This window comes from Runella sp. R5_40 (assembly GCF_057652295.1).
Genome location: NZ_JBYFCH010000005.1, coordinates 255,787 through 282,434, shown reverse-complemented (window position 1 = coordinate 282,434; position 26,648 = coordinate 255,787). Strand labels below are relative to the sequence as shown.

Here is a 26,648-nt window from a genome sequence, read left to right as displayed (position 1 = left end):
CTTCTCGTTGTACTTTTGTCGCGGTGTATAAATTGGATATTCAAACTGATAAGTAATTACGCAAGAATGTTCTTTGGCGTTGCTTAAACAATACGATGAAAAATTACAAAAAAAATAGACAAGTTGTAGAAAATCTACTCATTGAGGATTTTGCTGCGGAGGGAAAGTGCATCGCCAAGCACGAGGGCGCGGTGGTTTTTATCGAAGGAAATGCGGCCCCAGGCGATGTGGTGGACGTTGAAATCTTGGCTTTCAAGAAAAAGAAATTTTACGAAGCGCGGGTGCTGCATACCCATTCGTGGTCAGAAAAAAGGGCGACGCCGTTTTGTAGTTATTTTGGCACCTGTGGTGGCTGTAAATGGCAGCACATTCAGTATGCAGAACAACTTCAATTTAAGTGGCAGCAAGTAAGTGATCATTTGCACCGAATTGCCAAAGTAGCGTTGCCAACCATCGACCCCATTGTTCCTTCCAAAGAAACGACGTTTTACCGCAATAAACTGGAGTTTACATTTTCAAACTTTCGTTGGTTTACTTTTGAAGAAATGGGGGATGGCACCGAGCTCGACCGCGACGCGTTGGGTTTTCACATACCAAAACGCTTTGACCGAATTTTGGACATAGAAAAATGTTACCTTCAGCCCGAACCTTCCAACGTAATTCGTAACGAACTCAAAGCTTTTTCCAAATCAAAAGGTTTTCGGTTTTACGACCAAAAAAACAACGTTGGTTTTATGCGGAATGTGATTCTGCGCACGGCCAATACGGGCGATGTCATGGTGATTGTGCAGTTTGCCGAACCCAATCAAGAGGACATAGACGCGACGATGGAGTTTCTGAAAGACCGTTTTCCCGAAATTACGTCTTTGCAATACATTGTCAATACCAAAGGAAACGATTCTTATTACGACCAAACGGTCATTTTGTACGCGGGCAAACCCTACATTGAAGAACGAATGGAAAACCTAACGTTTCGTGTGGGGCCAAAATCGTTTTATCAAACCAACTCAGACCAAGCGTATGAGTTGTACAAAGTAGCGCGCGAGTTTGCGGGCTTGACGGGCAACGAACACGTCTATGATTTATACACAGGTACGGGCACCATTGCCAACTTTGTGGCCCACCAAGCCAAATCTGTGGTGGGGGTAGAGTACGTGGCAGAGGCCATCGAAGATGCCAACATCAACGCGCAAATCAACGGCATCACCAACGCGCGCTTTTACGCGGGCGATATGAAAAATGTTTTGAACGAGGATTTCATCCGAGAAAACGGACATCCCGACGTCGTCATTACCGACCCACCGCGTGCGGGCATGGACGAGCCCGTAGTGCGTACCCTTTTGCGCATGGAACCGACCAAGATTGTCTATGTAAGCTGTAATTCTGCGACCCAAGCCCGCGACTTGGCGTGGCTCGACGAAAAATACGCCGTGACCAAAGTGCGTCCCGTTGATATGTTTCCGCATACGCATCACGTCGAAAATGTAGTATTGTTGGAAAGAAAATAGAAAAATGCCTTTCTAGGAGCATAGAGGCTGTTTTATAGGTGTTTTTATTGGAAAATTGGACTGCGGGAGGATTTGTTATTTTACCGTTTGATAAATTCTTCAATAAAAACACCCTTGCTGTGGTTGATTTTCAAAACGAATAAATTATTATTGCAAGGCATAACGATACTTTTATAGGCCAAAACCGTCTATTAAGCAAAGAATATTCTTTGGTATTAGAATGGTAATGCTTATTAGGGAAATTGTACTATGTCTTGTTAAAGCACCACATCAAACCGTAATGCGCTATGACTCAGACCACCTCATTGCCAATGATGGCGCCGAGTTATTCGATTGAGACGCGCCACAATTACACCAAGTTGTCGGCCGATTTGCTGATTGTACTCGTTGCGTTTTTGCTGGCCACCCAGCTTTCCCACCGCGTTTGGATTGGGCGAGACTTGCTGGTGGTGGGTGGGCTGCTGGTGGGTTGGTATGCCGCCTCCAAATTTACCCCACTTTACAACGACTTCCGAACCCTCACTTTTATCAACGAAGTATGGGCGCTACTCCCCAACCTGCTTTTCCAGTTTGCGATTCTGACCGTTTTCTTATTCTTCCTCAATGACACGAACCATGCCCGTACTTTTTCGCTGACGTACGTTTCGATGTTGGGCACGTTGATTACGTTAAAGATGTACGGGCTGCGGAAAATATTCCACTATTGGAATGGCAAAGGTATTTACCAAAAGACCCTAGTCGTGCTGGGCGATTCTGGTAAGATGAATGGCTTTGTTGATTTTGTCAAAAAAAATAGCCAATTTGGTTACAAAGTAGTGGGGATTGCTCCCTTGCCACGTTCGGCGGCGCGCGTCAATGAATGGGATGAAACCCTCCGCTATTTGGAGAAAGCACATTCATTACATTTGTTAGATGAGCTGATTGTTATCTCAGAAAATTTTGAAGAAGATATCGCCAAAAAAATTACCCAATGGGCTGATTCTAAGGGCGTACTGTTGCGTTTTACACCACGCTTTTTACAGTTTCGCTCATCTCGTTTTACGTTGGAGTTGTTGGGTGGAAAACCCCTCATTTCGGTGAGAAATACCTTACTAGATACCGATTATTACTGGTTGATAAAGCGTTTGGCGGATGTTATTTTAAGTACGCTGGTGCTTCTTTTGGTAGGTCTGTGGCTTGTGCCCCTTATCAGTCTTGCCATTGTACTTGAGTCGAGCGGGCCGATATGGATTAAGAAGAGGCTGCTTGGCCAAGGAGGAAAAGAATTTGATTCTTGGGTGTTTAGAACCCAGGTTGAAAAGCAAAAAACGTGGATAGGGCGCATCCTTTTGCAAACGAAATTGGACAAATTTCCGCGGTTGTTGAATGTTTTACGCGGCGAAATGTCGCTTGTGGGGCCTCAGGCGCACAAACGCTCAGAATATTACCAATTACAGTTGGCCACCCAAAATTACAAAGTTCGCTACCGGGTAAAACCTGGTTTGATGGGCTGGGCAGAAACCAACGAGGTGGAGATACAAGCGGGAACCGACCCTGCCGTACTCCAGAAAAAAGTGGATTACGACATTTGGTACATCGAAAATTGGAGCTTGTTGCTCGACGGAGAAATTATGGTTAAGACCTTTTACAAGGTGGTAAGGAGTGTTATTTTTCGGTAAAAGAGTTTACAAAAGGGGATTTTTGAAGTTTCCTTTTTGGAGTAATTTGGCAAGATCAGCATCAAACTGATGGGCAACAAAAAGCTCCAAATGGCGGTCGTGGTGCAAATCAGTCCCTAGAAAATCAACCAAATCGAGCTTAATAAGCTGTTGCGCGATTTTTTTGGTAGCTGGGCCGTAGTAGCCACACAACGAAGGTAAATTAACCTGCAACATACACCCCAATTCGTGGATGTGTTTGTAGGTGTTCATGGAGTGGTGAAGGTAATTGTAGCGCTCAGGATGCGCCAAAATCGGTTGGTAGCCTTTGGTAAGTAGTTGGAAAATAACGGTTTCTAATTGCTGACTCGGGGCAACAAACGACATTTCGATGAGCACATACCGACGCGTCCCAAACGACAACAGGTCGTTGGCCGCTAGGAGTTGTTCAAAGTGTTTGTCCACAAAGTATTCGGCAGCGGCTTCGATTTTGATGCTCAGCCCTTGCTTGCGGGCCTCTTGTTGAAGTTTTGTGAGGCCCGATTGAATGATGGACGTGGTATTGTTGTAGAGGCCATCGTAGATGTGTGGTGTGGTGACGACGCGTTGAAGCCCCATCTCCTGAAAACGTTGCAGGTAGCGGAGGGAAGTGGCAAGGTCGGGGCTGCCGTCATCGATGCTAGGAATAAGGTGTGAGTGAATATCCGTTTGGAGGAGTTCAAAAATGGATACTGACGATTTTCTCTTAAAGAATGAAAACATACACGTGTATTAAAAAAAGCCAAAAGGTACATCCTTTTGACGAAGAAAGGCGCAAAAATAACGTTTTATACTAACTTTTACTTTTTTGAATGAATTCTAACCAACCAACTCGGCCCTCGGGTATCCTTCTTTTGCTCGCTTGTGCGTTTGTAAGCGCGTTTTACGGCTGTGTGAGCCCCAAACAAATTGTGTATTTCCAATCGGCAGATACCGCTCAAATCACTCAGTTACCACAGATTAAGCCCGTGGTGGCACGCATTCAATCCAATGACATTTTGGCCATTACGGTGGGGAGCTTTAACCAAGAATCCAACGAAATTTTAAACTTTGCCAACATCAATGCCCTGACTACCACTAGCTTTCCAGGAGCGCCCAATAATGCGATGCGAGGACAGCCCCTCGGCTATTTGGTGGACTCCAGTGGGCACGTAGAAATCCCATTTGCAGGACGACTCAAAGTCATTGGACTTACATTAGACCAAGCGGCTAACCTTGTGAGAGGAGAAGTAAGTAAATCTTTGAAAGATCCAGCGGTTAATGTGCGGTTTTTGAACCATAAATTTTCGGTACTTGGGGAGGTAAACCGACCTGCAACCTACAATTTATTGGATGATCAGACCTCTTTACCCGAAGCCTTGGCAATGGCAGGCGATTTAACCATTTATGGTGAACGAACCAATGTAATGCTAATTCGAGAAACGGAAAAAGGCCGAACAATGACCCGAATTAACTTACTGAATCGCGACATTTTTGCGTCTCCCAATTATTATTTACGCAACGGAGACGTGATTTATGTAGAGCCAAGCAAAGCCAAGGCCACCTTTACCGACCGCTCCGTTCAGTTAGTCCCAATTATAACGAGTGTCGCCACGGCAATTGTCGTTTTCCTTAATGTAATTCTTAAATAAGTCATCCAAATCTACCTATGGAAAATTTAGAATTCTGGCAAGAAAAAGAAGAAGAGTTTAATCTGCGATTGTTTCTGTTAAAGTATTTGCGTTACTGGTATTGGTTCGTCATTGCCTTAGCCATCACTTTGGGAGGGGCGTACTTCTACTTACAATATACGGTGCCCATTTATAAAATTACGGCTTCCATTCTCATTAAAGACGAGAAAAAAGGGATGACAGGGGGGAATGAGCTGTTAAAAGAGCTGGATATGTTTAATGGGAGTAAGATTGTGGAGAACGAAATGGAGGTATTAAAATCTCGGGCGTTAATGGAAAAGGTGATTGATGGGCTTAACCTAACCGTTTCCTATTACGACGAAGGTACGCTTCGCGATAATGAATTATTTCAAAAATCACCAATTGGCATCAATTATACACAACTACAGAAGGAAGCGTATTTGAAGCCACTTTACATTCGAACCATTGATGCACAGCACTTTGAGTTACTAGATGATGCGCAACAATCACTCGGGAGTTATCTTTATACTCAGCCAGTTACAACGTCTTATGGAAGATTTCGGGTGTTTTTAACCCAGCCCAAAATGGCGCCAAATGGCAGGGTGATAAAGGTACGATTTGCCAATCGAGAAAGCCTTATTGAATCAACGATTAAGCTTTTGCAAGTTGAGCTAATCAATTTAAAGAGCACCGTTTTACAATTGACGATGGAAGTTGCTGTTCCCGAAAAAGGACAGGCCATTTTAACCAAACTCCTAGAGTCTTATACTTATTCGGCCCTGGAAGATAAAAATTTGGAAGCAAGTAATACGCTTCGTTTTATTGAAGACCGCCTCAAACTCATCACGGGCGAATTGACAGTTGTGGAAAAAGACGTGGAATCATACAAAACGTCGCAAGGAATTACGGATTTAAGCACCGAAGCCAACCTTTTTCTCGAAAAAGTCAAAGAAAATGATACCAAACTCAATGAAGTGGATATTCAATTGAAGGTATTGGAAGGGGTAGAACGGTACTTGCAAAGTGGGCAAGGAACGGTGGCGCCCGCTAGTTTGATGGTGACGGACCCCATTTTAACGTCCTTTATTGAAAAACTGGGTGAACTGGAATTGCAACGTGAAAAATTGGCACGGACTGTTCAACCTGGCAACCCATTTTTGGAAACCCTCAATACACAGGTGTCCAATACCAAACAGGCAATTCGAGAAAACGTAAGCAACCAAAAAAATGGATTATTGGTTACTCGGTCGAGTTTGGCGGGGTTAAACAAACGTTTTGAAAGTTCCATCAGCCGCATTCCGCGCAAAGAACGGGAGTTTGTGACCATCCAACGTCAACAAAACATCAAGGAAAACTTGTATTTGCTTTTGTTGCAAAAACGAGAAGAAACGGCACTTTCGTACGCTTCTACGGTGACAGATAGCCGCATTGTTGATAAACCGTACTCCACTCCCAAGCCCATTAAGCCCAATAATAAATTAATTTATTTGATTGCCTTGTTGATTGGTGTCGTTGTGCCAGCCGCCGTTCTGAACATCCGAGAGTTATTAAATGATCGGGTGCAGTCGCGCAAGGAAATCGAAACAACCACGGGCTTGTCGGTGTTTGGAGAGGTATCGCTCAAGCCTAAAGAGTTGAAAACAAATGTATTAGACCCGCAAAGCCGAAGTTTTATCACAGAACAGTTTAGGATTTTGCGAACCAATCTTCAATACATCACCACCGAAAACCGCGAAAAAGGGCAAGCGTACCTATTTACTTCCTCCACCAGTGGGGAAGGGAAAAGCTTTATCACGCTGAACTTAGCCCTGAGTATTGCTACGTTAGGCAAAAGAGTAGTGATTTTGGAACTGGACATGAGAAAACCAAAACTTACCAAATACCTCGGCCTTACCCGAGAAAAAGGGCTCTCTAACTACCTCGCGGGTGCTGCTGATGCCATGGAGGTTGCCCAAAAAACGGATTTTGAGAACTTATTTTTGGCTTCTTGTGGTCCCATTCCCCCCAATCCCGCTGAATTATTGTCCAACGGAAGAATCGAGGCCCTGCTTGCTACCTATCGGGACTATTTTGATTACATCCTGCTTGATACACCTCCAGTTGGTTTGGTCACGGATTCGTTGATTCTGAGTCCGATGGTTGATGCCTGTTTTTACCTCGTTCGCCATGAAGTCACGGTGCAGAAAGATTTAAACATTTTGACGGATCTTAAAAAGTTTAATAAGTTTAAATCGCTAAACGTCATATTTAACGGTGTCAATTACCGAAATAGTCAAGAGTACCGCTATGGGTACGGCTACGGCTATAAATACGGAAAGGGATACTACGGCTAAAAACCTTTTTATCTAACCTGCTGAACTCAATTTGCTTCGTAGTGGGAGTTCAGCGGGTTGTCCAATAGGGTCTAAGGATAATTATGTTTTTTACCGTTTGATAAATTCTTAACTAATTTTTCGTTCAAAACTTGGCGCTTTCACTAGTTCGTTTGTATATTTGACATGTTAAACACCTAGTTACGCCACCCACAAGTTGTATGATTAACAAAGTTGCACTTATAACGGGAGTTACTGGCCAAGATGGAGCATACCTGAGTGAGCTTCTCTTGGAGAAGGGCTATACCGTACACGGCATCAAGCGGCGGAGCTCGTTGTTTAACACCGACCGCATCGAATTTGATTATAGCTGACTTACGTTTGTTCCAAAAAGATAAATTATTACAAAGCGAAGGGTTTTCTAGCCTAAACTATTACGAGTAGCGTACTCTTAGACCATTAGTAGTTAAAAGAGCAAAAAAGGGGGCTAAATTACTCAACGTAATTTTTCCTAGTACAGAAATACAGTACCGCAAGTTAGGTCCATCCGGGACTGAAAGGGCGAAGCCGTAAGAAAAAGGATATCTCAAGCGAAAGTTTTTGAGATAAAAGGGATAGTTGTATATTTTGCGTATATACCATATCGTTATCATTTCCGCCCACTAATTCGACACTCGTCATTCACACATTCGACACTTAAAAATATGCCTTGGTTTGTCATCTATACGAAGTCGCGCAACGAAAAGCTGGTCGCCGAAAGGCTGACCGAAAAAGGAATTGAGGTGTATTGCCCCATGCTCAAAACCAAACGGAAGTGGTCTGACCGCATCAAGACGGTAGAAGAACCACTTTTTAGGTCCTATTGTTTTGTACGCCTCGAAGAACATGAGCGCTCTAAGGTATTTGATGTGCCAGGGGTGGTACGTTATTTGTTTTGGCTCAAAAAACCTGCCATCGTGCGCGATTCGGAAATTGACACCATCGAGCGAATGCTCGGCACCTACGATCACCATGCCATCAAAGCAGAGCGCTACGAGCTCAATACGCCCGTTACCATCAGTTCAGGCGCTTTTGCCAATGCCACGGGGGAAGTGGTAGGGCAGCAGGGCTCGGTGCTGACAGTGAGGCTGGATTCGTTGGGAATGGTGTTGAAGGTGGATTTGGCGAAAACACAGGTTGTCTTAACCCCACCCTAGCCCTCCCCTGTAGAGAGGGAACTTTTTTTTCTTGAGAAAAAAACAGACTATTAAAACTTTCCGCATGAAAAATCACAAACTAAACAATCCTTTCCATTAGTGGTATTTTTTAGAATAAGTTAGAAAGATTATGAGCGTTTCCGCCTTAATTAATTATAATGCTTGATGGTAAGTAAATATAGCAATTTTTTTAATGATTTAAAACTCAAAATACTTGTATGAACAATTATAGTTTAACCAATAAATCAATATTGATAACTGGTGGAACAGGCTCATTAGGGAAAGCACTGACTAAGTTTATACTCCATAATTATCCTACGATAAAACGATTGGTTATTTATTCTAGAGATGAACAAAAACAATTTCAAATGGCTCAGGAATATCCAGAGTCACAGTTTCCAAATATTCGTTATTTTATCGGTGACGTAAGAGATTATGAACGTTTAAAAAGAGCATTTAGTGGAATTGATTATGTTATTCATGCTGCTGCTATGAAACATGTACATATAGCAGAATACAATCCTGATGAGTGTGTTAAAACAAATATTGGTGGCGCTGAAAATGTAATTAGAGCATCATTAGAAACAAATGTTGAACGAGTAGTAGCTCTTTCAACAGATAAAGCATGCGCTCCTATTAATCTTTATGGTGCTACTAAATTAACTTCGGATAAACTATTTATTGCGGCAAATAATATTAAGGGGGATAGAAAACTTAAATTTTCTGTGGTTAGGTATGGAAATGTAATGGGTTCAAATGGTTCCGTAATTCCGTTTTTTTTAAAGAAAAAAGAAGAAGGAGTTTTGCCAATTACAGATTCTAATATGACACGCTTTAATATCTCATTAGAAGATGGTGTAAAAATGGTAATGAATGCTTTGAACGTAGCTTGGGGAGGAGAATTATTTGTGCCCAAAATACCTTCATATAAAATTATTGATATAGCAGAAGCGATTGGACCCGGCTGTATTCACAAGGTAATAGGAATAAGGCCAGGAGAAAAGATACATGAAGAAATGATAACAACCTCTGATTCGTTTACTACTTATGACTTAGGGGAATATTTTGTTATTTTACCCCAAGTTACGCCATGGAATTTGAAGGAATACATTCAACATTTCGGTGCAAAAAAAGTACAGGAAGGCTTTAATTATAGTTCTGGAGAAAATACAGAATGGTTGGGTGTGGAAGAGCTACGTGATTTAATAAGAATACATGTTGATCCTACTTTCAAAATTAGTATTGAGACCTTTTAAGCAATAACGTTTGAAAATATGGCACATATACCTTACGGTAAGCAGAACATAACGAAAGAAGATATTAATGCAGTTACAGCAACTCTACAATCTGATTACCTTACGCAAGGTCCAAAAATTAATGAATTTGAAGACGAATTTGCTAAATATATTGGTTCAAAATATGCAGTTGCTGTTTCTAATGGTACTGCTGCTTTACATTTGTCCGCATTAGCATTATCTGTCAATAACAAATCAAGGGTTATTACCTCTCCAATTACCTTCTCGGCTTCTGCCAATTGTATTAGATATTGTGGAGGCAGTGTCTATTTTGCTGATATTGATTCGAAAAAATATACATTAGATATTGATAGAGTTCAAGAACTCATAGAAACACATCCGAAAGGGTATTTTTCAGGGATAATACCAGTAGATTTTGCTGGTTTGCCTGTAAATTTAGAACAGTTTCGTGAGCTAGCCAATGAACACGATTTATGGATTATAGAGGATGCCTGCCATGCACCAGGAGGTTATTTTATTGATAGTAGAGGAAATAAACATTATTGTGGGAATGGTAATTTCGCCGACTTAGCCATTTTTTCATTTCATCCTGTAAAGCATATTGCTTGCGGAGAGGGAGGAATGATTACAACTAATAACAAGGTACTTTATTCAAAATTGTTGTTATTAAGAACCCACGGCATCACTAAAGACCCAGCCTTAATGGCTCAAAATCATGGTGGGTGGTACTATGAAATGCAAGAGTTAGGGTACAACTATCGGCTACCTGACATCAACGCTGCACTTGGACTGTCACAGCTGAGTCGGGCTGAAGTAGGCTTAAAGCGTAGGAGGGAAATAGCAGAGACTTACTATCAAGCCCTCAAAAGGTTGCCGCTTATTTGTACTGCTCCAAGTGAAAGCCACGCTTACCACCTTTACATTATCCAAACAGAAAAACGCTTAGAACTTTACAACTATCTACGTGCTCATGGCATATATACACAAGTGCACTACATACCAGTACACACATTACCTTATTATCAGCAGTTAGGTTGGGCACAAGGTGATTTTCCCATATCAGAAGATTACTACACTAAATGTCTTAGCCTACCTATGTACCCAAGTTTATCTAATGAGGAATTAAATTTTGTTATTGAAAATATCATCCACTTTTTTAATGGCTAATTTATATATCATAATACTGCGAGATGAGGAAGTAAACGAATACCCAGAAAAAATATTAAACCTTTTTCGGGTATGCCAATCATTTCTTATCAAATAGAGTTAGCCTTAGGAAGTAAGCTTTTTGATGATGCGATGGTTTCAACAGAGCATCAAGAGTACAAAAAATAACAATAAGATAGCGAGCTAAAGTGACCTTTCTACGTAGACTTGAGAATGCAAGCAATTTTGCAACAACCTTTGATGTGATTGAAGAAGTGATACATTATTATCAATTTCAAGGTCTGAATTTTGATAAAAATGTTTTATATTTTCGTGTGCACCTCTAATCCAAAAATAAGCATTTATTGATTTCATTTATTAGATACAAACGACTTCGTCTCTGTGTCTCCAGTAGCAGAGTACACTACACCTGCTCAAAGAGCTCTAAAGTTTTTAGATGACTTACTCGTAATGTGTGATGTTAGTCATCTAAAAGCAAGAAGCGAAGATTTGCAAAAATTTTATTGCGATGCTGGACAATTTTATTGAATGAATTCCAAACATGCTTTGTGTAATCGAAACACTATTTCTCAAGATTTTAGTGGAATAGTCAATGGTTTTTTTGTTCAGGATATTAATTATCAAGATGACTGGAAGATTGCCGAAATTAAATATAAATCACTCTATAATTTATTATGACAAATTTTGAAACAGAACAGGAAACTTTTTGGGCAGGTAAGTTTGGTACAGACTATATAGAAAGGAATAATAGTCAACAGTTGTTAGCATCTAACCTGCATTTTTTTTCAAAAGCTTTAAAAGCAACAGGGCAACTTAATTCATGTATAGAATTTGGTGCTAATATAGGAATGAATTTAAAATCCCTCCAATTGTTATATCCTGAAATACAATTAAAAGGAATTGAAATTAATACAGATGCCTCTAAAAAACTTGCGGCATTGATAGGAGATAAAAATGTCATTAATGATTCAATATTCAATTTTGTCAATGATGCTCAGGTGGACTTATCTCTCATTAAAGGTGTCTTAATACACATAAATCCAAAAATGTTACCAACAGTTTATCAAAAACTATATGACGCCTCCTCTAAGTATATTCTTATAGCAGAATACTATAATCCATCTCCTGTGACAATTTCTTATAGAGGTCATCATGAACGTCTTTTCAAACGCGATTTTGCTGGTGAGTTTCTATCAATGTTTCCAAAAACAGAATTGATAGATTACGGTTTCTCATATCGAAAAGATCCCGCGTTTCCACAAGATGATATCACTTGGTTTTTAATCAAAAAATAATCTATTTTTTAATATGGAAATTCGTTATTGCAAAAATTGCTTGTTCCCAGAAACTAAACCAGATTTATTTTTCGATGAACAAGGTGTTTGTTCTGCATGTATAGCAGCAAAAGAAAAGAATGAAGGAATTGATTGGAGTCAAAGAGCTAAAGATTTTGAAGAAATTATAGGTTATTATAAAAAGCCTGAAGGAGATATTGGCTGGGATTGTCTAATTCCTGTGAGTGGAGGTAAAGATAGTACCTATCAAGTATATTTTATGAAGTATATTTGTGGAATGAATCCACTTTGTGTATGTTTCGAGACTACCATTGTAACAGAATTAGGACAAAAAAATTTGGATAATTTATCTAAAATGGGTGTTGATGTAATCCATTTTAAGAAGAATTATGATGTATATAAAAAAATGGTTGTAGAAAGCTTCAAGCGAGTTGGTGACGAAATGTGGCCCAACCATATTGGCATCTTCACTATTCCAGTAATGTTTGCTGTAAAATTTAATATACCACTCATAATTTGGGGTGAGAACTCTCAACAAGAATATGGTGGTCCTAATTTAGAAAGTGTTAAAAATCGAACCTTAGACAGAAAATGGTTAGAAGAGTTTGGTGGGCTATTAGGTAACAGAATTCAAGACATGATTGGAGTTCAAGGTATTACCAAAAAAGAATTAACCCCATATTTTTATCCAAGTGACGAGGATATTCATAACGTTGGAGTAACGGGCATTTTTCTTGGTCATTACTTTTTTTGGGATGCACGTAAACAACTTGAAATTGTAAAGAAATATGGTTTCAGCGTCAAACAAGATGGAAATATTGAAGGTACATATACGAATTATGAAAACTTAGATGAAAAATTAGTCGGCTTACATGACTATCTCAAGTATGTTAAATATGGATTTGGGAGAGCAACAGACCATGCTGGAATTGATATAAGAAATGGGCGGTTGAGTAGAGAAGATGCACTATCTTTGATTAAAGAGTTTGATGGGAAATATCCTCATTATGCAGTAAATGAGTTTATCAATTATTCTGGAATGAGTAAAAATGAAATTGATCGATTAATTGATTCTTTCACGAACCCTTTTATTTTTAAACAAAAAGATGATGGAACTTTCGAGAGAGATAACGAAGGTAATTTAGTTAAAAATTTTAAAATTCACTAAATTATGACAGCTGCAATAATTGAATATGGTATGGGGAATGTTGCATCGGTACAAAAGGCATTAAATTTTCTAGGGATTGACAGCTTAATTACGGGTAATATTAATGAAATAAAAGCGGCAAAATATATTATTTTACCTGGGGTTGGCTCCTTTGCACAAGGAATGGAAAACTTGCATAATTCTTCATTGGACACCATAATTAGAGAAGAAGTACTTTTACAAAAAAAGCCTTTATTAGGCATTTGTTTAGGTATGCAACTTATTGCGACTGAAGGGACAGAGCCTTATCTGTGTTCTGGATTGAATTTAATTAAAGGAAAAGTAATAAAAATACTAGAACCTAACCTTAGGGTACCTCATTTAGGCTGGAATTCCATAACATCGACTTCTAATTCTTTCTTTTCGGATTTTAACCAAAAGGATTTTTATTTTATTCACAGTTACCATCTTGAAGTTGACCAGTCAAGCAATATAGGTGCAATAGTTAATTACGGAAACGAATACGTCGCAGCTATACAACATGAAAATATCGTAGCAACTCAGTTTCATCCTGAAAAGAGTCAAGAACATGGTTTAAAAATTCTTGAAAAATTTTTTAATTTTTATGCTTAAAGTCAGAATTATTCCTGTTTTAACTTTTAATGGATGGAGTTTAGTGAAAACTAAGCAATTTTCTAATCCAAGAATAGTTGGAAATCCAGTCCAAGCTGCTAGGGTATATAATAGTAGAGGAGTAGATGAACTTATTTTTATTGATATCTTCGCAACTAAGCAAAAAAGAAAAATTAATTTAAAAACAATAAAAGATGTTATTGATCAGTGCTTTATGCCAGTAGGCATTGGAGGGGGCATTTCTACGATCTCTGATATTAAAGATATGCTAAAAATCGGGGCAGATAAGGTAATTATAAAAACAGTAGCCTTGGCAAACCCAAATTTTGTAAAAGAAGCATCAGATTTTTTTGGTAGTCAATGTATATCGGTATCGGTTGATGTTACCAAAAATGAACATGGTATTTATACCGTTTATAATGAATTGGGGATTAATATTCCAATGATTGATTTTATACAAAAAATTCAGGATTTAGGTGCTGGGGAAATTATCCTAAATTCTGTTGAAAATGACGGGGTGATGGAAGGTTTTGATTGTGTTATGTATAATGAGGCTCAAAAAGTCACCAATTTACCTATTGTAAGTGTGGGAGGAGGTGGAGAATTATCACATTATAAAAAACTATTCACTGAAACCAATTGTGATGCTGTAGGATCAGCTAGCATTTTTCATTTTACGCAATATACACCTTTGGATATAAAAAGCACTTTGAAAAGTCTTGGCAAATCTGTTAGAATTTAATGATTTACAGGTGCATAAATACTCAAATTTTTGAAATTGGTCGATATAAACTTGTCCCATTGCGTAATGAAGACAAATATAACATCATGCAATGGCGAAACGAACAAATTTATCGCCTACAGCAAAATGAACCACTTACTAAACAAAAACAAGAATGGTATTTCGAACATGTTGTTAGCAAGCTATTTGATGAAGAAAAACCACCTCAATTATTATTCTCTTATTTGGAAGATAACATTTGTGTTGGGTATGGAGGATTAGTACAAATTAATTGGGAGGATAAAAATGCGGAAGTTTCTTTTTTAATCAATACACAATTAGGAAATAAATCGTTTTATTTTCATTGGAGTACTTATCTAGAACTACTTGAATTAGTTGCATTTAAGGAGTTAGATTTACATAAAATTCATACTTATTCTTTTGATATACGGCCTCAATTATATAAAGTATTAGAAAATAAAGGTTTTTTTTTAGAAGCAAGGCTGAAAAAACATTGCCTTTTTGAAAATAAATTTATAGATGTCTTAATTCACTCTAAATTGAATACCCGTTTAGTGCTAAGAAAAGCAACTATTAATGATTTGGGATTATACTATAAATGGGCAAATGAAAAAGAGGTAAGAAGTCAATCCTTTAACAACCAAACCATTAATCTTGAAAATCATATAGAATGGTTTTATAAAAAAATCAATGACTATAGTTGCTTGATGATGGTAGGAGAAATTTCCAATATAGCAGTAGGACAAGTCAGGTTTGAAAATAATTTGATAAGTAAAACAAGTATTATAGGAGTTTCAATTGATAAAAATCATCGTGGCCGAGGTATTAGTAGTGAGCTAATTCTACAATCATCAAATTACTTTGTAAATACATTCCCTGATTTTACGATAAATGCTTACATTAAGGAAAGTAATCTAAAATCTATTCACGCCTTTACAAAAGCAGGTTTTCAACTTTGCAAAAGTCTGATTTATGTGGGATGTGCTACTGTTTTATATACAAAATCTATAAAATGAAAATAGCAGACTATCAAATTGGCCGTAACAACAAGCCCTTTATTATTGCCGAAATGTCGGGTAATCATAATCAATCTCTGGATAAAGCTTTGAAAATTATCGAAATAGCAGCTCAGTGTGGGGCTGATGCGATCAAACTACAGACTTATACAGCAGATACGCTAACAATAAACCATAGCGGAGGCCTTTTCGATATTGACGACCCGACGTCCCTATGGAAAAATCGTAATTTATATGAATTATACCAAGAAGCATACACGCCTTGGGAGTGGCATGAAGCAATGTATAAATGTGCTGCTGATAATGGAATTATTTGCTTTTCTACTCCTTTTGACGATACCGCGGTTGATTTTTTAGAAAATCTTAAAACTCCAGCTCATAAGATAGCATCTTTTGAAAATAATCATCACCCTTTACTCAAAAAAGTAGCCCGTACAGGTAAGCCAGTGATTATGTCAGCAGGAGCCACTAATTTAGCAAATTTAGCTGAATCTATAGAGGTTCTTCGTAGTAATGGGTGTAAAGATTTAGTACTGTTAAAATGCACAAGTAACTATCCAGCCACACCTGAAAATTCGAACCTACGTACTATTCCGCATCTTAGAGAGCTATTCAATTGTGAAGTAGGGTTATCAGACCACACAATGGGCATTGGTGTTTCTATTGCCGCAGTGACATTAGGTGCCATAATCATTGAAAAGCATTTTTGTTTAAGCCGCGCTGAAGGAGGTGTTGACTCTGCCTTTTCTTTAGAACCAGAAGAACTTAAATCGTTAGTAATTGAGACCAAGCGAGCTTGGCAGTCCTTAGGCGTTATACAGTATGGAATTCAAGATTCAGAAAGAAAAAGTTTACTATTTAAACGATCCATTTATGCAGTAAAAGATATCCAGGTTGGTGAAATGTTCACTGAAGAAAATATTAGGATTATTCGCCCTGGTGATGGGTTGCATCCGAAATATTATGAAGTTATACTCGGTAAGCCATCTCATCAAGATTTTAAAGTTGGGAATCCATTGATTTTTTTATAAATTAAAAATAAAATATATGTTTATTAGAACGATAAGTCTTGCGTCAAAACAAATAAATATTGATATAAGTGTAGATCCCAAAATATTATATAAAGATGTACATATATTTGGGTACCCATTAATTGAAGGAGATGAATTTGATACACTTGACTACAATAATATAAAAGGAGTATGGTGCTTAATAGAGTTAAATGAAAATTATGTAAAAATTGTAAGTGATATTACAGGTGGGTTTAGATTATATACAACAATAATTGAAGAAAAAATATTTATCTCAGATAACCCGAAAAAATTATTGAAAATAGTTTATGATGAAAGTGTATTTAAAGTAAATAACTTTGAATTAGAATTCTGGGACAAACATAGGTTCACAACTGGCGGGAATACTTTTATTACACACATAAATAAGATTAAACCATGTTCTATTACATTGATAGATAAACATAATTGGAAAGAGAATATATACTTTAAGAGCATAAATAGAGAAGTTGACGTAAATAGGCATACAAATATTATTTATGATGATTTAATAAATACATTCAATAAAATTAAAGAAAAAAAAACATTAAAGATACTATTTTTTTCTGGAGGAATAGACTCTACTTTATTAGTAAAAATGTGCCAAAAAGTAAAAATTGATTTTGTTCCAATTTATTTGATAGATGAAAAACCAACAAAAGTAGCGTTAGATGATCTAAAAAGAGCAAAATATATAGCAAGCAAGTTAAATATACATTTAGAAATTATGGAATATTCTCCAAATGTAAAAAATAATATCGATGAAGAAATTATAGATAATCAATTATTTGATAGACATTATTCATACCTCCACTATTATGGTTTAAAGAAAATTGTAGAAAAATACGGTCAAAATATAACGGTAATTAATGGGCAAAGTAGTGACAGTATACTATCATTTGGCCCTACAAGTGGTATAATTAGTTACTTGAGTAGATATACACTATATAAAAACGATTTAGTATCATATTTTAGCGCTTATATATTGGGATATAAATATAAAGAAAAGTACTCTATACCGAATTCTGTCAATGAAAAACTTATTGCATTTATAGATGAATGCAATTATGTTTTTTTAAAAAAAAATAACATTTCAAGTGAGTATATAAATTATTTATTAGATTTAATTGATAGTATAGGTATAGAAAATATAACTACTGAGTCTCAATTAATGTATTTAAAAATATATGGTTTTATACAAGGTTCAGACAACCAAGTTGTTATTAATTCTGCGAAATTAATGAATATTGAGTCAATTATAATGCCTTTTGCAACACCTCCTATAATATATGCTACAGTAAAATATAAAAGCGATAATCTTGATATAAAATCCCCTAAATATTCAATAAAAAGAATATTGAAAACGTATTTCAAATTTAGATATGAGTACTCACCTGATTCGATATTTAATATTTTAATTAAAAAAATAAATAATAGGAGTCAAGAAGATGATTTTGGTATTGAAGAGAAAATAAAAAGATATGTTTATACAAATATGTCCATTACAAAAATAAACTAGAGAAGCTGTTTAAACTTTGAAGTAGTATTCTCAAAGAAGTGTGAATGTTTGAGTTTAGAAATCAAAGACCGTATTCAATGGGAATATTAAGTAAAAGTACAATTGAAAAATAGATTTTGCCACATCTGACAGTTGGAGAGCGTGGTTTTAAAACAGCAGTACCCTTAATTGAGATAGTTGAATGTATCTTTCATCGATTGAAAACAAGCTGTCAATGGTGTGAATTACCGATAAAAGAATTTTTTAGTGTTAAGGTTTTAAACTGGTGCTCGGTTTTTACTATTTTAACAAATGGTCAAAATCAGGTTGCTGGAAAAAAATATAGATCGAATTATTAGGGAAACATATGCAATATTTAGACTTGTCAGATATTGAATTAAATGGTTCTCATACAACTGACAAAAATGGCGGAGATGCAGTTGGCTGCTAAGGTCGTAAAGCTTGCAAAACAGCAATCTTTTTGTTTGTGTCGGATAATCAAGGAGTTATACGCCACAGCAAGGACAGCACCATGATTTGTTTGAGATAAATGTATTATTCAGAGAAATCTTTAACTTATACGAATATGTTTTGGATTGTATAAAACGAATAAAAAGAGTCAGTCGTTAGCCTGTTGAATCTCACCTCAAACAAGCTAAATGAAAGAGAAATTCTCTGAAATGACTGACTCTCAGTAGCAAGTTGTCGAAAAAATAATTGATAACCAAAGAGTCCGCCACCATTCCCTGCGAACGATAGTGAATGCCATATTTTGGATTAACGACACGGGTTCCCAATGGCGAAATATGGAAAGTAAGTACCGACTATGGCAGACTGTTTACTACGACTTTCGACAGTTCAAGCTGCGTGGTATCTGGGAGGAATTGCTGGACTGCTTTGCCATTGAAGAACATAAACGGCAAGAAAGGCAGGCCACGCCTAGTTTACTTGCTATTGATAGTCAAAGTATTAAATCAGTTCAGTTCATTGGTGAAGACACAGGAATTGATGGGAATAAAAAATAAATGGCCGAAAGAGGACGATTTTAGTAGATACCTTGGGCATTTCATGGTGTGTCAAAGTGACTTATGCTGGGGTGTCTGACAACCAAGCTGGTTGAAAGTTTAAAAGGCAAAGTGCCTCGCTTGCAGACAATCATTGGGGACCATGGTTATAAGACGACTTTCATCCAACACGCTTATGAAAAGTATAGCTGGAAGATAGAAATTGCACCGCAACGGCAGACCGTAAAAACCAGAATCGACTCAAGGATTCGTGCCACAGAAAAACCGCTTGCAGGTCGAAAGAAAGTTCGGTTGGCTCAATTTCAGGCGCCGATTGGCAAAAGATTTCGAGAAAACCGTAGAATCATCTGAAGCCATGCTACAAATTGCCTATACAACCATACTGCTCAACAGATTGCCAAATTAGTTTCCAAAACATACTCTTAAAAAAATAAACCTAGACGGATTATATCTTAATGCAAATCCAGGATTTGATTCTGATAGTTTTGATAAGCTTGTAATGAAGAGAATATAATATAATATAATAGCAAATATTATACTAAACCCAAGAAATCAATCTGAAGTGACAAAAAATAAACCCTATAAAAGTGGCACTTATATATTTGATAAGGAGTTATATCGGGACAAATCTGAAATTGAACATTCAAACACTTAGATTGATGGGTTTAAAGCCATCTTAGTGAGTTATAAATTTTTAGTCAAAAATTAAATCTATTTGTATTTTATGGCATTTTTCGCCATTTTGTTACGTAAAATCAATAAAAAGCAAAAGTTTAAACACGCTCAGAATTTATGAAACCATTAAATGTATTGAAAAAATATTTAACAATGATAAGTGTTATTTTGTTCCCAAATAAAATAACTGTATTTTTTCTGAACATATTGGGACATAAAATATCATTTAAGGCATATGTAGGGTTTTCATTAATATTTACTGAAAAAATATATATGGCACCAAATAGTAAAATAAATCATTTTAATATAATAAATATTGATAAAATATTATTAAAAGAAAAAGCAAAAATCAATTCATACAACAGAATAAAAGGTCCAATGTATTTATTGCTTGGTAAAAGTGCTTCAATAACTAATAAAAATATAATACATAGAGCAATTTCACCTATTTCATATGGTATTTCAATATTTAAATTAGGTGATTTTTCTAATATTGTTAGTGGTAATTTGATTGACTGTACAAGAAGTGTGATACTTGGAAGCAATACCACTATTGCTGGAATTGGTTCGCAGCTGTGGACTCACGGTTATGTGCATTCTAAAAGAGGGATGGAAAGAATTAGGATAGATGGTGAAATAAATATTGGGAATAATGTATATATCGGATCTAGAAGTATTATTAATTCTGGAGTTAAGGTCAATAACTCAATAACAGTAGGAAGTAATAGTAATGTTTCAAAGTCATTGATAAATGAGGGCTTGTATGTTTCACAACCACTAAGATATATTGAGGCTTATGATGTAAATATTGTTAAATTAAAATATAAAAAGATTACGTATTTAAATCAAATTGAAGATGTGTATGAAAAATAAATATATAATAAAAAATACGATAAAAATAGTCATAGAGAATCGTTTATTGTTGATTAGATTTTTGGTTGTTTTTGGTGTCTTTAAAATGATTTCATTTTTAGTACCATTGTTTTTGTCAAATAATTTTGTAAATATTGCAGATTATGGCAAATATGAATACATATTTTCTTCTGCCAACATATTTTCAATAATAGTCGGATTAGGTATAAATGGTGCATATCCGTATTTTTTGATTAAAAAAGACAAACAAAACATACTTTCTTCATTTTTCTATCAAGTAGTATTTATTTTCTTGGTATTATTAATTACTTATGTTTTATTTTATCTTAAAATACTTGCTGAATTGAATTATAGAGTCATGCAACTAACTTCAATATTGGCTTTACAGTCCTTTTATTCAACTGTTCAAAAAACAAAAGAAAAAAGCATCCTTTCTGTATTTTTTGATTCTGGACTTAATTTGATTCTTTTGAGTTTAATTTTATATTCTATGATTGCATCTAAATTGATAATAATTAATCATGTGTATAATTCATTGAATATTTATTTATTAATAATTATTATATATACCTTGTATTTTTTTAAGATAAAATTAGGGTCTTTGAAAGAATATTTTGAAATTATTAAATACGCCACTCCGATATTAATAGCAACTTTATTAATGATCTTAATGACAAATAGCGGTAGAATAATTGTTGAATACTTTATGAATTTAAAAGAAGTTGGTTATTATTCGTTTTATTTCCGATTAGCATCTTTAATTATAGTGTTTCACCAAATAATTAACATATTATTTTTTAGAAAACTTTATATAGCTAAAGCAACTATTTTAGATAGCTATTTTAGCTTGTTTATGCTATTTGTACTTATTACAAGTGTATTTTTATACATATTAATACCATTAATTACTTTTCCATATTTGAAACTGTTAAGAGAAAGTTACCAAGTACATCAAACATTCTACCTTTTCTTGTTTTTTCATAATTATTATTGGATTAGTACCGCTCTAAATGAAAATATTATCTACAGAGAAAGTTTAGCAAAAAAACAAAACATAGGATTTGTGTTCGTTATTTTATTGTTTTACTTGATTGTTTTTATATTCTCTAAATTATCTTACATTAATTTAGAGAGTATTGCAATAATTAATGTATTTTGTTTGTTTGCTTGCACTGAAGTTCAGTTTTTTCTTTTAAAGAAAAATGGGGTATTGTTTAAAAAAAATAAAAACATAAATAGGCTGATATTTTGCTTTTTTATAATTAACGTTTTTGTGAATTACCAATATTGTTTTTTAAAAGCGTAACTTATTAAGCTATTTTAAGGTAATCCAACTGTTGTGTTAAGTAATAAACGAAGTAGTAAAAAATAGTTAAAATAATAATGTAGTATATTTAGTGTAAAATAAAATAACAGTTAATTTAGTGTATTTTGATAAATACAAAATAGCACAACAAATAACAATAATAAAATTGAAGATCGCACTCTAGTATTTTATTGGCCACCATTTGTAGATTTAATAAAATGTTTAAGGAGTTAAAATAAAATTGCTGCGTCAGAAAATTCACCCAAATATATAGGCAAAATTGGTTCTGCTAAAAACAAATTAACTATCTGTACTATTTTTTTTAATATTTATGAATATTGCTTTTGTTGCTAATTATAATTTGACTTATTTTTTCGAAGAAATAGGAATGGAGTTGTCCAATAAATATAGTATAAATATTTATTGGATAGTTGTGAATGAAGATTTGTATAAATTTTTAAAAACGAGGTACCCGACAAGTAAATTACTTTATTTGTCAATAAATTCAGTACTTAAAACAAAGTATCCAGTAATTGGTGAATACAAAATAAATGAAATTATTTATGGAGATAGAGTTCTGAAGTACGATTATAAATTAGGGGTTGATTTTTTAACTAATGTACAGCACATTGTTTATGAATTTATTAAAAGTAATAGTGTAAGTTTTGTTTTTGGAGAAATTACTTGGGCTCACGAGGTGCTGATTTGCCGTATTTTAAAAGATAGAACAGAGCTTAACTGTAAATATTTAAGTCCATTTACGATAAGGATACCTGAAAATAGATTTGCTTTTTTTGAGGATGAGTTTCAAGAGAAAATATTTGTTAAAAATAAAAATATTAACGAAAGTGTGGAGTTTTTAGAAAATGTATTCATTCCCAAAAAACCAAAATACTTAGAGCTTCTTAATGAAGAATTGAAAAATAGTTATTCTTTAAAAAACAGGATTAACAGAATTAAAAATTTTATTTCTGGAAAAAATTTAGATAAAAATGACATTACTTTGCCTAAAAAAGGGAGCTTAAGTAGGGTTTTAATTCCTGTTGTAAATGAAATAAATAAAGAAACATACAAACTAATAAATAAAAAAGAAATAAATTTTTTAATAAATAAAAAATTTATTTTAATTACTTTGCATAAGCAACCAGAGTCTTCAATAGATAATTTTGGTAGATATGTAGAGGATCAGAAAGCAAACATTGTAAATATTTGGCGTCAATTACCTTTAGATTGGTATATTGTAGTTAAAGAGCATTCAAATGCAGTAGGAGATAGGTCTTATAGATTTTACAAAGATTTATTAAAGTATAATAATTTGATTTTTATAGACGAAAAAATAGACTCTTATGCTTTGTTAGATATTTGCCAAGCAGTGTTTACAGTTTCAGGAACAATTGCGTATGAAGCAGCGATAAAGAATGTGAAAGCTTTTACATTTTGTGATATATTCTTTAATCAGCTATCATATGTAAGAAAAATTGATATTTATAATGATTTTAGAAATAACAATATACAAGATTTAATTAACAGTCTTCCAAAAAAAAACTGTAATGACCAAGAGTTTAAAGCAATAATTTATGCTAATTCATTTGATGGAATTATATCTGACCCTATTAGTGATCCAGACTGCTTAGAAAGAAGTAATATAATTAAAGTCTCTAGCGCTTTTTATGAGATTATTATAAATAATTAATCATGATATGTATAAGATAGAATTGACGCCTAAAAGCTTGTATGTTTTTTGCATTCTTTTTACTATTTGGAATGCATTTTCAGTATTTGTTTACTTCTTTAAAAATTATTTATATTCAATTAAATTACTCCCGTACAATATCGTACTTTCTAAAATCGAATATGCGCTTGCAAATCAATTGATGTTTTTTATATCGATGCTTATTTCATTCTATACTATAAGTATTTTTAAAAAAAATAATAAGATAAGATTAAGACAAAAACAAATTATAAATATAAATTTAATTAAAGTTCTTTTTGTAATCCTTTCCTTAAATTACGTATATGTCTTATATCAAACAGGAATTACACTGTTTAGTGGTAATTATTTCTCAAGGTTTAATACGGATGACATTTCTTCAGTTAATAAAATATATTTACCGATAATTATTTGCAGTATCATTATAAATAGTTTATCTAACAGACCTGACTCTTTATTCTTGTTGAAAAAACACTTTTTACCATACTGTTGTGTATTTATTATTTTAAGTCTTTTAACTGCTTCTAGAGCTATTACTTTTTTATTTACAATAGGATTATTTTTGTTGTATTTTGAGAATAATAAAATAAAAACAAATTTTAAGAATGCAATTATTTTTATTACTTCGTTTATTTTATTATATTCTATAGGACAATTTTATAATGCTATCAGAACGTATGCTTTTGATTTTACTTTAGATAAACTAATATTGTCATTTGCTTCTGATTCATTTCCTGAATTAAGAAGCTATGCTGATGCCATTGAAAGACTCTCATTTAATTATGGTACTAAGATTATGCCATTAGGAGAATATTTATTAGATTACATTTCAAAGATTGTTCCATCTCAAATTTATGATTTTGTTTCTTTAAACAGAGATGAATATTGGAATAAATCATGGAAATTTTTAAAACCTGTTTTTTGGGGGAATGAAGATGAGTTATTTGGTATTCGTGCAGGGCTTGTTGGTGATGTAGACTTATTACTTGGTCAAACATACTTAATTGTCTTGGGTTTTTTGTACGGACTTGCCTTTACGTTTAAAAAAAATAAAATATTAATTGGTATGTTTTTGATATATAGTATACCGTATGGATTTATGTCAACTGCTTATTTCTGGTTTTGTTTATTTTCAATTAGTATTTTTAATTTTTATAGAAAGTTATTTGTGAAATGAAAAAAGTTGCACTTGTTGCTTTTTATTTTGGCCCTAAATTAGGGGTAGGTGTGTATTTTGATTCTTTAATACCCTTACTTGTAAGTAATTTGAAAGATGAAAATGTTAAAATTGACCTAATAACAAATACTAATTTAAATATGAATAAAAAATTCAAAATAACTAATATAAAAGTTATGACATCTCTTTCAATTAATCCTTTTTTTGCTTTTTTATATATGTTTTTTATTTTTCCTTTTTATGTCAAAATACTGAAGTATGATTTAGTTGTTTTTCTTTCTAATCCTATAATTGGGTTTGGATTAAATAAGTCAATATGTGTCATACATGACTTAAATGAGTATGAGATAGAAAATAAATATGGCAAAATTAAAACATTTATAAGGAAAACTGTATATATAGAAAGAACTTTACGAAAAGCGCTTCAAGTTATTGTTATTTCAAATTTTGTTAATAACCAAGTTAAAAAAAAATTTGGCGATATTTATTCATATAAAATTACCACAATATATAATGGTGTTAATTTTAGACTGGAAAATAAATTAGACATAAATTGTGTCGATGTTTTTTATCAAAAATACTTTATAATTGTAGGCCGATTAGATCCAATTTCCAAAAATTTATACAATTCTGTGGCTTTGTTTTTAAATTATTCTGCTATTCAAAAAGATACTAAATTAATAATAGTAGGAAGTTGTAACTCATCAACTAAAACTGAAGCTCAGTCTTTTTTGTCATATATTACTCAATACTCTAATATTAAATATTATGGTTTTGTTACAGATGAAAAATTAAGACACTTTTATTCTAATGCTTATGCAACTTTATTTTTGTCTAAATATGAAGGCTTTGGCTTTCCTTTACTTGAAGCCTTTTCTCACGGATGTCCAGTTATTACTCATGTTGAGAATAAGGCACTACATGAAATTGGGAATGATTTACATCTTTCATTGTCAGATGATGATATCAAAGATGATCAAATATTTTTACATATTGACAAATATGTAAAATCTATTTCTAAAGAAAGTCTTATAAAACATTCAAAAAAATTTAATTGGGAGGAAGCTGCTCTACAGTATAAAAATATAATTTTCAAAAATCTATATTAATAAATTTTGTTTTTGAAAATATTAATGTGAAATTGTTTTGAATCTAGTGCACTAAGCATTTAATAGATAAATTAGAGGCAAAACGATATGGTTGATGAGTAACTCATTTCGCCCGTGAAATATATAAAAATCGTTACGGAATCAAGCTTTATATACTTCCTAGAACCATAATCAACAAATTAGGTAATATGGTACTGAATTTATAATGAACAGCTTTGCTTCATGGAAACTGATTTCAACAAATTAAAGCTGTTACAATACTGTGATAATGAGTTGTGACAGAACCATAATCAAATTGGTTTAGGAAAATTAAGACGTAAACATATTCATGTGTGTTGTAAAAACCGTTGGGTATTGTTTGGAAGTATAAACAAAGGCAAATTTTAGCCCACCAGAGCAATTAAGCAGTAATTGCATGTAAAGAATTTGGCTCCTCAGAATGAAAAAAACAGACAGGATATCATCTGTGAAGTATGGCAAAAACGGTTATGTATCGTCTGAAAGCCACTTTTAGCGAGCGTTTAAAAAGTCGATTGATTAACAATCAGAAGTTTGAGATAAGAATAAAGGTAGTCTGCCTGAACCCGTTCTCGAACTTAACTTAAATCCATCAAAATTATTTCAAATTAATCATGTAACAAAGCCA

Annotated in this window: 23 protein-coding genes and 1 pseudogene; 23 read left to right on the top strand and 1 reads right to left on the bottom strand. The window is 34.2% G+C overall.

From position 1 onward, the window contains the following. Positions 1 to 95 precede the first annotated feature (95 nt). Positions 96 to 1,508, top strand: a complete 1,413-nt coding sequence (gene rlmD / locus AC23N5_RS12360) for a 23S rRNA (uracil(1939)-C(5))-methyltransferase RlmD (protein WP_487755831.1) — start codon at positions 96 to 98, stop codon at positions 1,506 to 1,508. A gap of 287 nt (positions 1,509 to 1,795) precedes the next feature. Next, positions 1,796 to 3,166, top strand: a complete 1,371-nt coding sequence (locus tag AC23N5_RS12355) for a sugar transferase (RefSeq protein ID WP_487755830.1) — start codon at positions 1,796 to 1,798, stop codon at positions 3,164 to 3,166. A 6-nt stretch (positions 3,167 to 3,172) separates the two neighbouring features. On the opposite strand, the gene AC23N5_RS12350 is transcribed toward AC23N5_RS12355, so the two are convergent. Continuing rightward, a complete protein-coding gene (locus AC23N5_RS12350) occupies positions 3,173 to 3,907 on the bottom strand; it encodes a tyrosine-protein phosphatase (protein ID WP_487755829.1) in 735 nt (244 codons plus the stop codon). Between the two features lie 89 nt (positions 3,908 to 3,996). Here AC23N5_RS12350 and AC23N5_RS12345 point away from each other — a divergent pair, with 89 nt between their 5' ends. The 21 genes and pseudogenes from AC23N5_RS12345 to AC23N5_RS12245 all read left to right on the top strand — a co-directional run bounded on the left by AC23N5_RS12345 (position 3,997) and on the right by AC23N5_RS12245 (position 26,002). Further along, complete coding sequence (locus AC23N5_RS12345; protein WP_487755828.1) at positions 3,997 to 4,815, top strand: polysaccharide biosynthesis/export family protein; 819 nt, start codon at positions 3,997 to 3,999, stop codon at positions 4,813 to 4,815. Between the two features lie 17 nt (positions 4,816 to 4,832). After that, a complete protein-coding gene (locus AC23N5_RS12340; RefSeq protein WP_487755827.1) occupies positions 4,833 to 7,148 on the top strand; it encodes a GumC family protein in 2,316 nt (771 codons plus the stop codon). A 200-nt stretch (positions 7,149 to 7,348) separates the two neighbouring features. Continuing rightward, positions 7,349 to 7,495, top strand: a pseudogene (locus AC23N5_RS12335) (GDP-mannose 4,6-dehydratase); the annotation flags it as partial. 336 nt (positions 7,496 to 7,831) lie between these two features. Further along, the gene (locus AC23N5_RS12330; RefSeq protein WP_487755826.1) at positions 7,832 to 8,323 is read left to right on the top strand and encodes a UpxY family transcription antiterminator; all 492 of its coding nucleotides are present in this window, start codon (positions 7,832 to 7,834) and stop codon (positions 8,321 to 8,323) included. A gap of 218 nt (positions 8,324 to 8,541) precedes the next feature. Further along, complete coding sequence (gene pseB, locus AC23N5_RS12325; RefSeq protein ID WP_487755825.1) at positions 8,542 to 9,579, top strand: UDP-N-acetylglucosamine 4,6-dehydratase (inverting); 1,038 nt, start codon at positions 8,542 to 8,544, stop codon at positions 9,577 to 9,579. A gap of 18 nt (positions 9,580 to 9,597) precedes the next feature. After that, entirely contained in the window at positions 9,598 to 10,746 is a 1,149-nt protein-coding gene (pseC, locus tag AC23N5_RS12320; protein WP_487755824.1) for a UDP-4-amino-4,6-dideoxy-N-acetyl-beta-L-altrosamine transaminase, read from the top strand. 39 nt (positions 10,747 to 10,785) lie between these two features. Continuing rightward, complete coding sequence (locus tag AC23N5_RS12315; protein ID WP_487755894.1) at positions 10,786 to 10,914, top strand: cytidylyltransferase domain-containing protein; 129 nt, start codon at positions 10,786 to 10,788, stop codon at positions 10,912 to 10,914. Between the two features lie 506 nt (positions 10,915 to 11,420). Then, the gene (locus AC23N5_RS12310; RefSeq protein ID WP_487755823.1) at positions 11,421 to 12,041 is read left to right on the top strand and encodes a pseudaminic acid biosynthesis-associated methylase; all 621 of its coding nucleotides are present in this window, start codon (positions 11,421 to 11,423) and stop codon (positions 12,039 to 12,041) included. 13 nt (positions 12,042 to 12,054) lie between these two features. Then, positions 12,055 to 13,209 carry an N-acetyl sugar amidotransferase gene (locus AC23N5_RS12305; RefSeq protein ID WP_487755822.1) on the top strand — a complete coding sequence of 385 codons (1,155 nt, stop codon included), beginning with the start codon at positions 12,055 to 12,057 and terminating at the stop codon, positions 13,207 to 13,209. A gap of 3 nt (positions 13,210 to 13,212) precedes the next feature. Further along, on the top strand, positions 13,213 to 13,821 hold the full coding sequence (gene hisH, locus AC23N5_RS12300; RefSeq protein ID WP_487755821.1) for an imidazole glycerol phosphate synthase subunit HisH: 609 nt from the start codon (positions 13,213 to 13,215) through the stop codon (positions 13,819 to 13,821). Then, positions 13,814 to 14,563: an imidazole glycerol phosphate synthase subunit HisF gene (hisF, locus tag AC23N5_RS12295; protein ID WP_487755820.1), complete on the top strand. Its 750-nt coding sequence runs from the start codon at positions 13,814 to 13,816 to the stop codon at positions 14,561 to 14,563. Before hisH ends, hisF begins: the two co-directional genes overlap by 8 nt. A 59-nt stretch (positions 14,564 to 14,622) precedes the next feature. Beyond that, a complete protein-coding gene (locus AC23N5_RS12290) occupies positions 14,623 to 15,579 on the top strand; it encodes a GNAT family N-acetyltransferase (protein WP_487755819.1) in 957 nt (318 codons plus the stop codon). Beyond that, positions 15,576 to 16,610: a pseudaminic acid synthase gene (gene pseI, locus AC23N5_RS12285; protein WP_487755818.1), complete on the top strand. Its 1,035-nt coding sequence runs from the start codon at positions 15,576 to 15,578 to the stop codon at positions 16,608 to 16,610. Before AC23N5_RS12290 ends, pseI begins: the two co-directional genes overlap by 4 nt. Positions 16,611 to 16,626: 16 nt before the next feature. Beyond that, on the top strand, positions 16,627 to 18,147 hold the full coding sequence (locus AC23N5_RS12280) for an adenine nucleotide alpha hydrolase family protein (RefSeq protein WP_487755817.1): 1,521 nt from the start codon (positions 16,627 to 16,629) through the stop codon (positions 18,145 to 18,147). Positions 18,148 to 18,839: 692 nt separating this feature from the next. Beyond that, positions 18,840 to 19,151, top strand: coding sequence for a transposase (locus AC23N5_RS12275; RefSeq protein WP_487755893.1), 312 nt, complete (start codon positions 18,840 to 18,842; stop codon positions 19,149 to 19,151). Between the two features lie 250 nt (positions 19,152 to 19,401). After that, the gene (locus tag AC23N5_RS12270; protein ID WP_487755816.1) at positions 19,402 to 19,557 is read left to right on the top strand and encodes a transposase; all 156 of its coding nucleotides are present in this window, start codon (positions 19,402 to 19,404) and stop codon (positions 19,555 to 19,557) included. Positions 19,558 to 19,943: 386 nt separating this feature from the next. Further along, positions 19,944 to 20,699, top strand: coding sequence for an acyltransferase (locus AC23N5_RS12265; protein ID WP_487755815.1), 756 nt, complete (start codon positions 19,944 to 19,946; stop codon positions 20,697 to 20,699). Beyond that, positions 20,689 to 22,005 (top strand): oligosaccharide flippase family protein, encoded by a 1,317-nt coding sequence (locus AC23N5_RS12260; protein WP_487755814.1) that lies wholly within the window; start codon positions 20,689 to 20,691, stop codon positions 22,003 to 22,005. Before AC23N5_RS12265 ends, AC23N5_RS12260 begins: the two co-directional genes overlap by 11 nt. Before the next feature lie 331 nt (positions 22,006 to 22,336). Beyond that, positions 22,337 to 23,698 (top strand): hypothetical protein, encoded by a 1,362-nt coding sequence (locus tag AC23N5_RS12255; RefSeq protein ID WP_487755813.1) that lies wholly within the window; start codon positions 22,337 to 22,339, stop codon positions 23,696 to 23,698. A gap of 7 nt (positions 23,699 to 23,705) precedes the next feature. Continuing rightward, positions 23,706 to 24,893 (top strand): hypothetical protein, encoded by a 1,188-nt coding sequence (locus AC23N5_RS12250; RefSeq protein WP_487755812.1) that lies wholly within the window; start codon positions 23,706 to 23,708, stop codon positions 24,891 to 24,893. Continuing rightward, on the top strand, positions 24,890 to 26,002 hold the full coding sequence (locus tag AC23N5_RS12245) for a glycosyltransferase (protein WP_487755811.1): 1,113 nt from the start codon (positions 24,890 to 24,892) through the stop codon (positions 26,000 to 26,002). Before AC23N5_RS12250 ends, AC23N5_RS12245 begins: the two co-directional genes overlap by 4 nt. Positions 26,003 to 26,648: the final 646 nt, after the last annotated feature.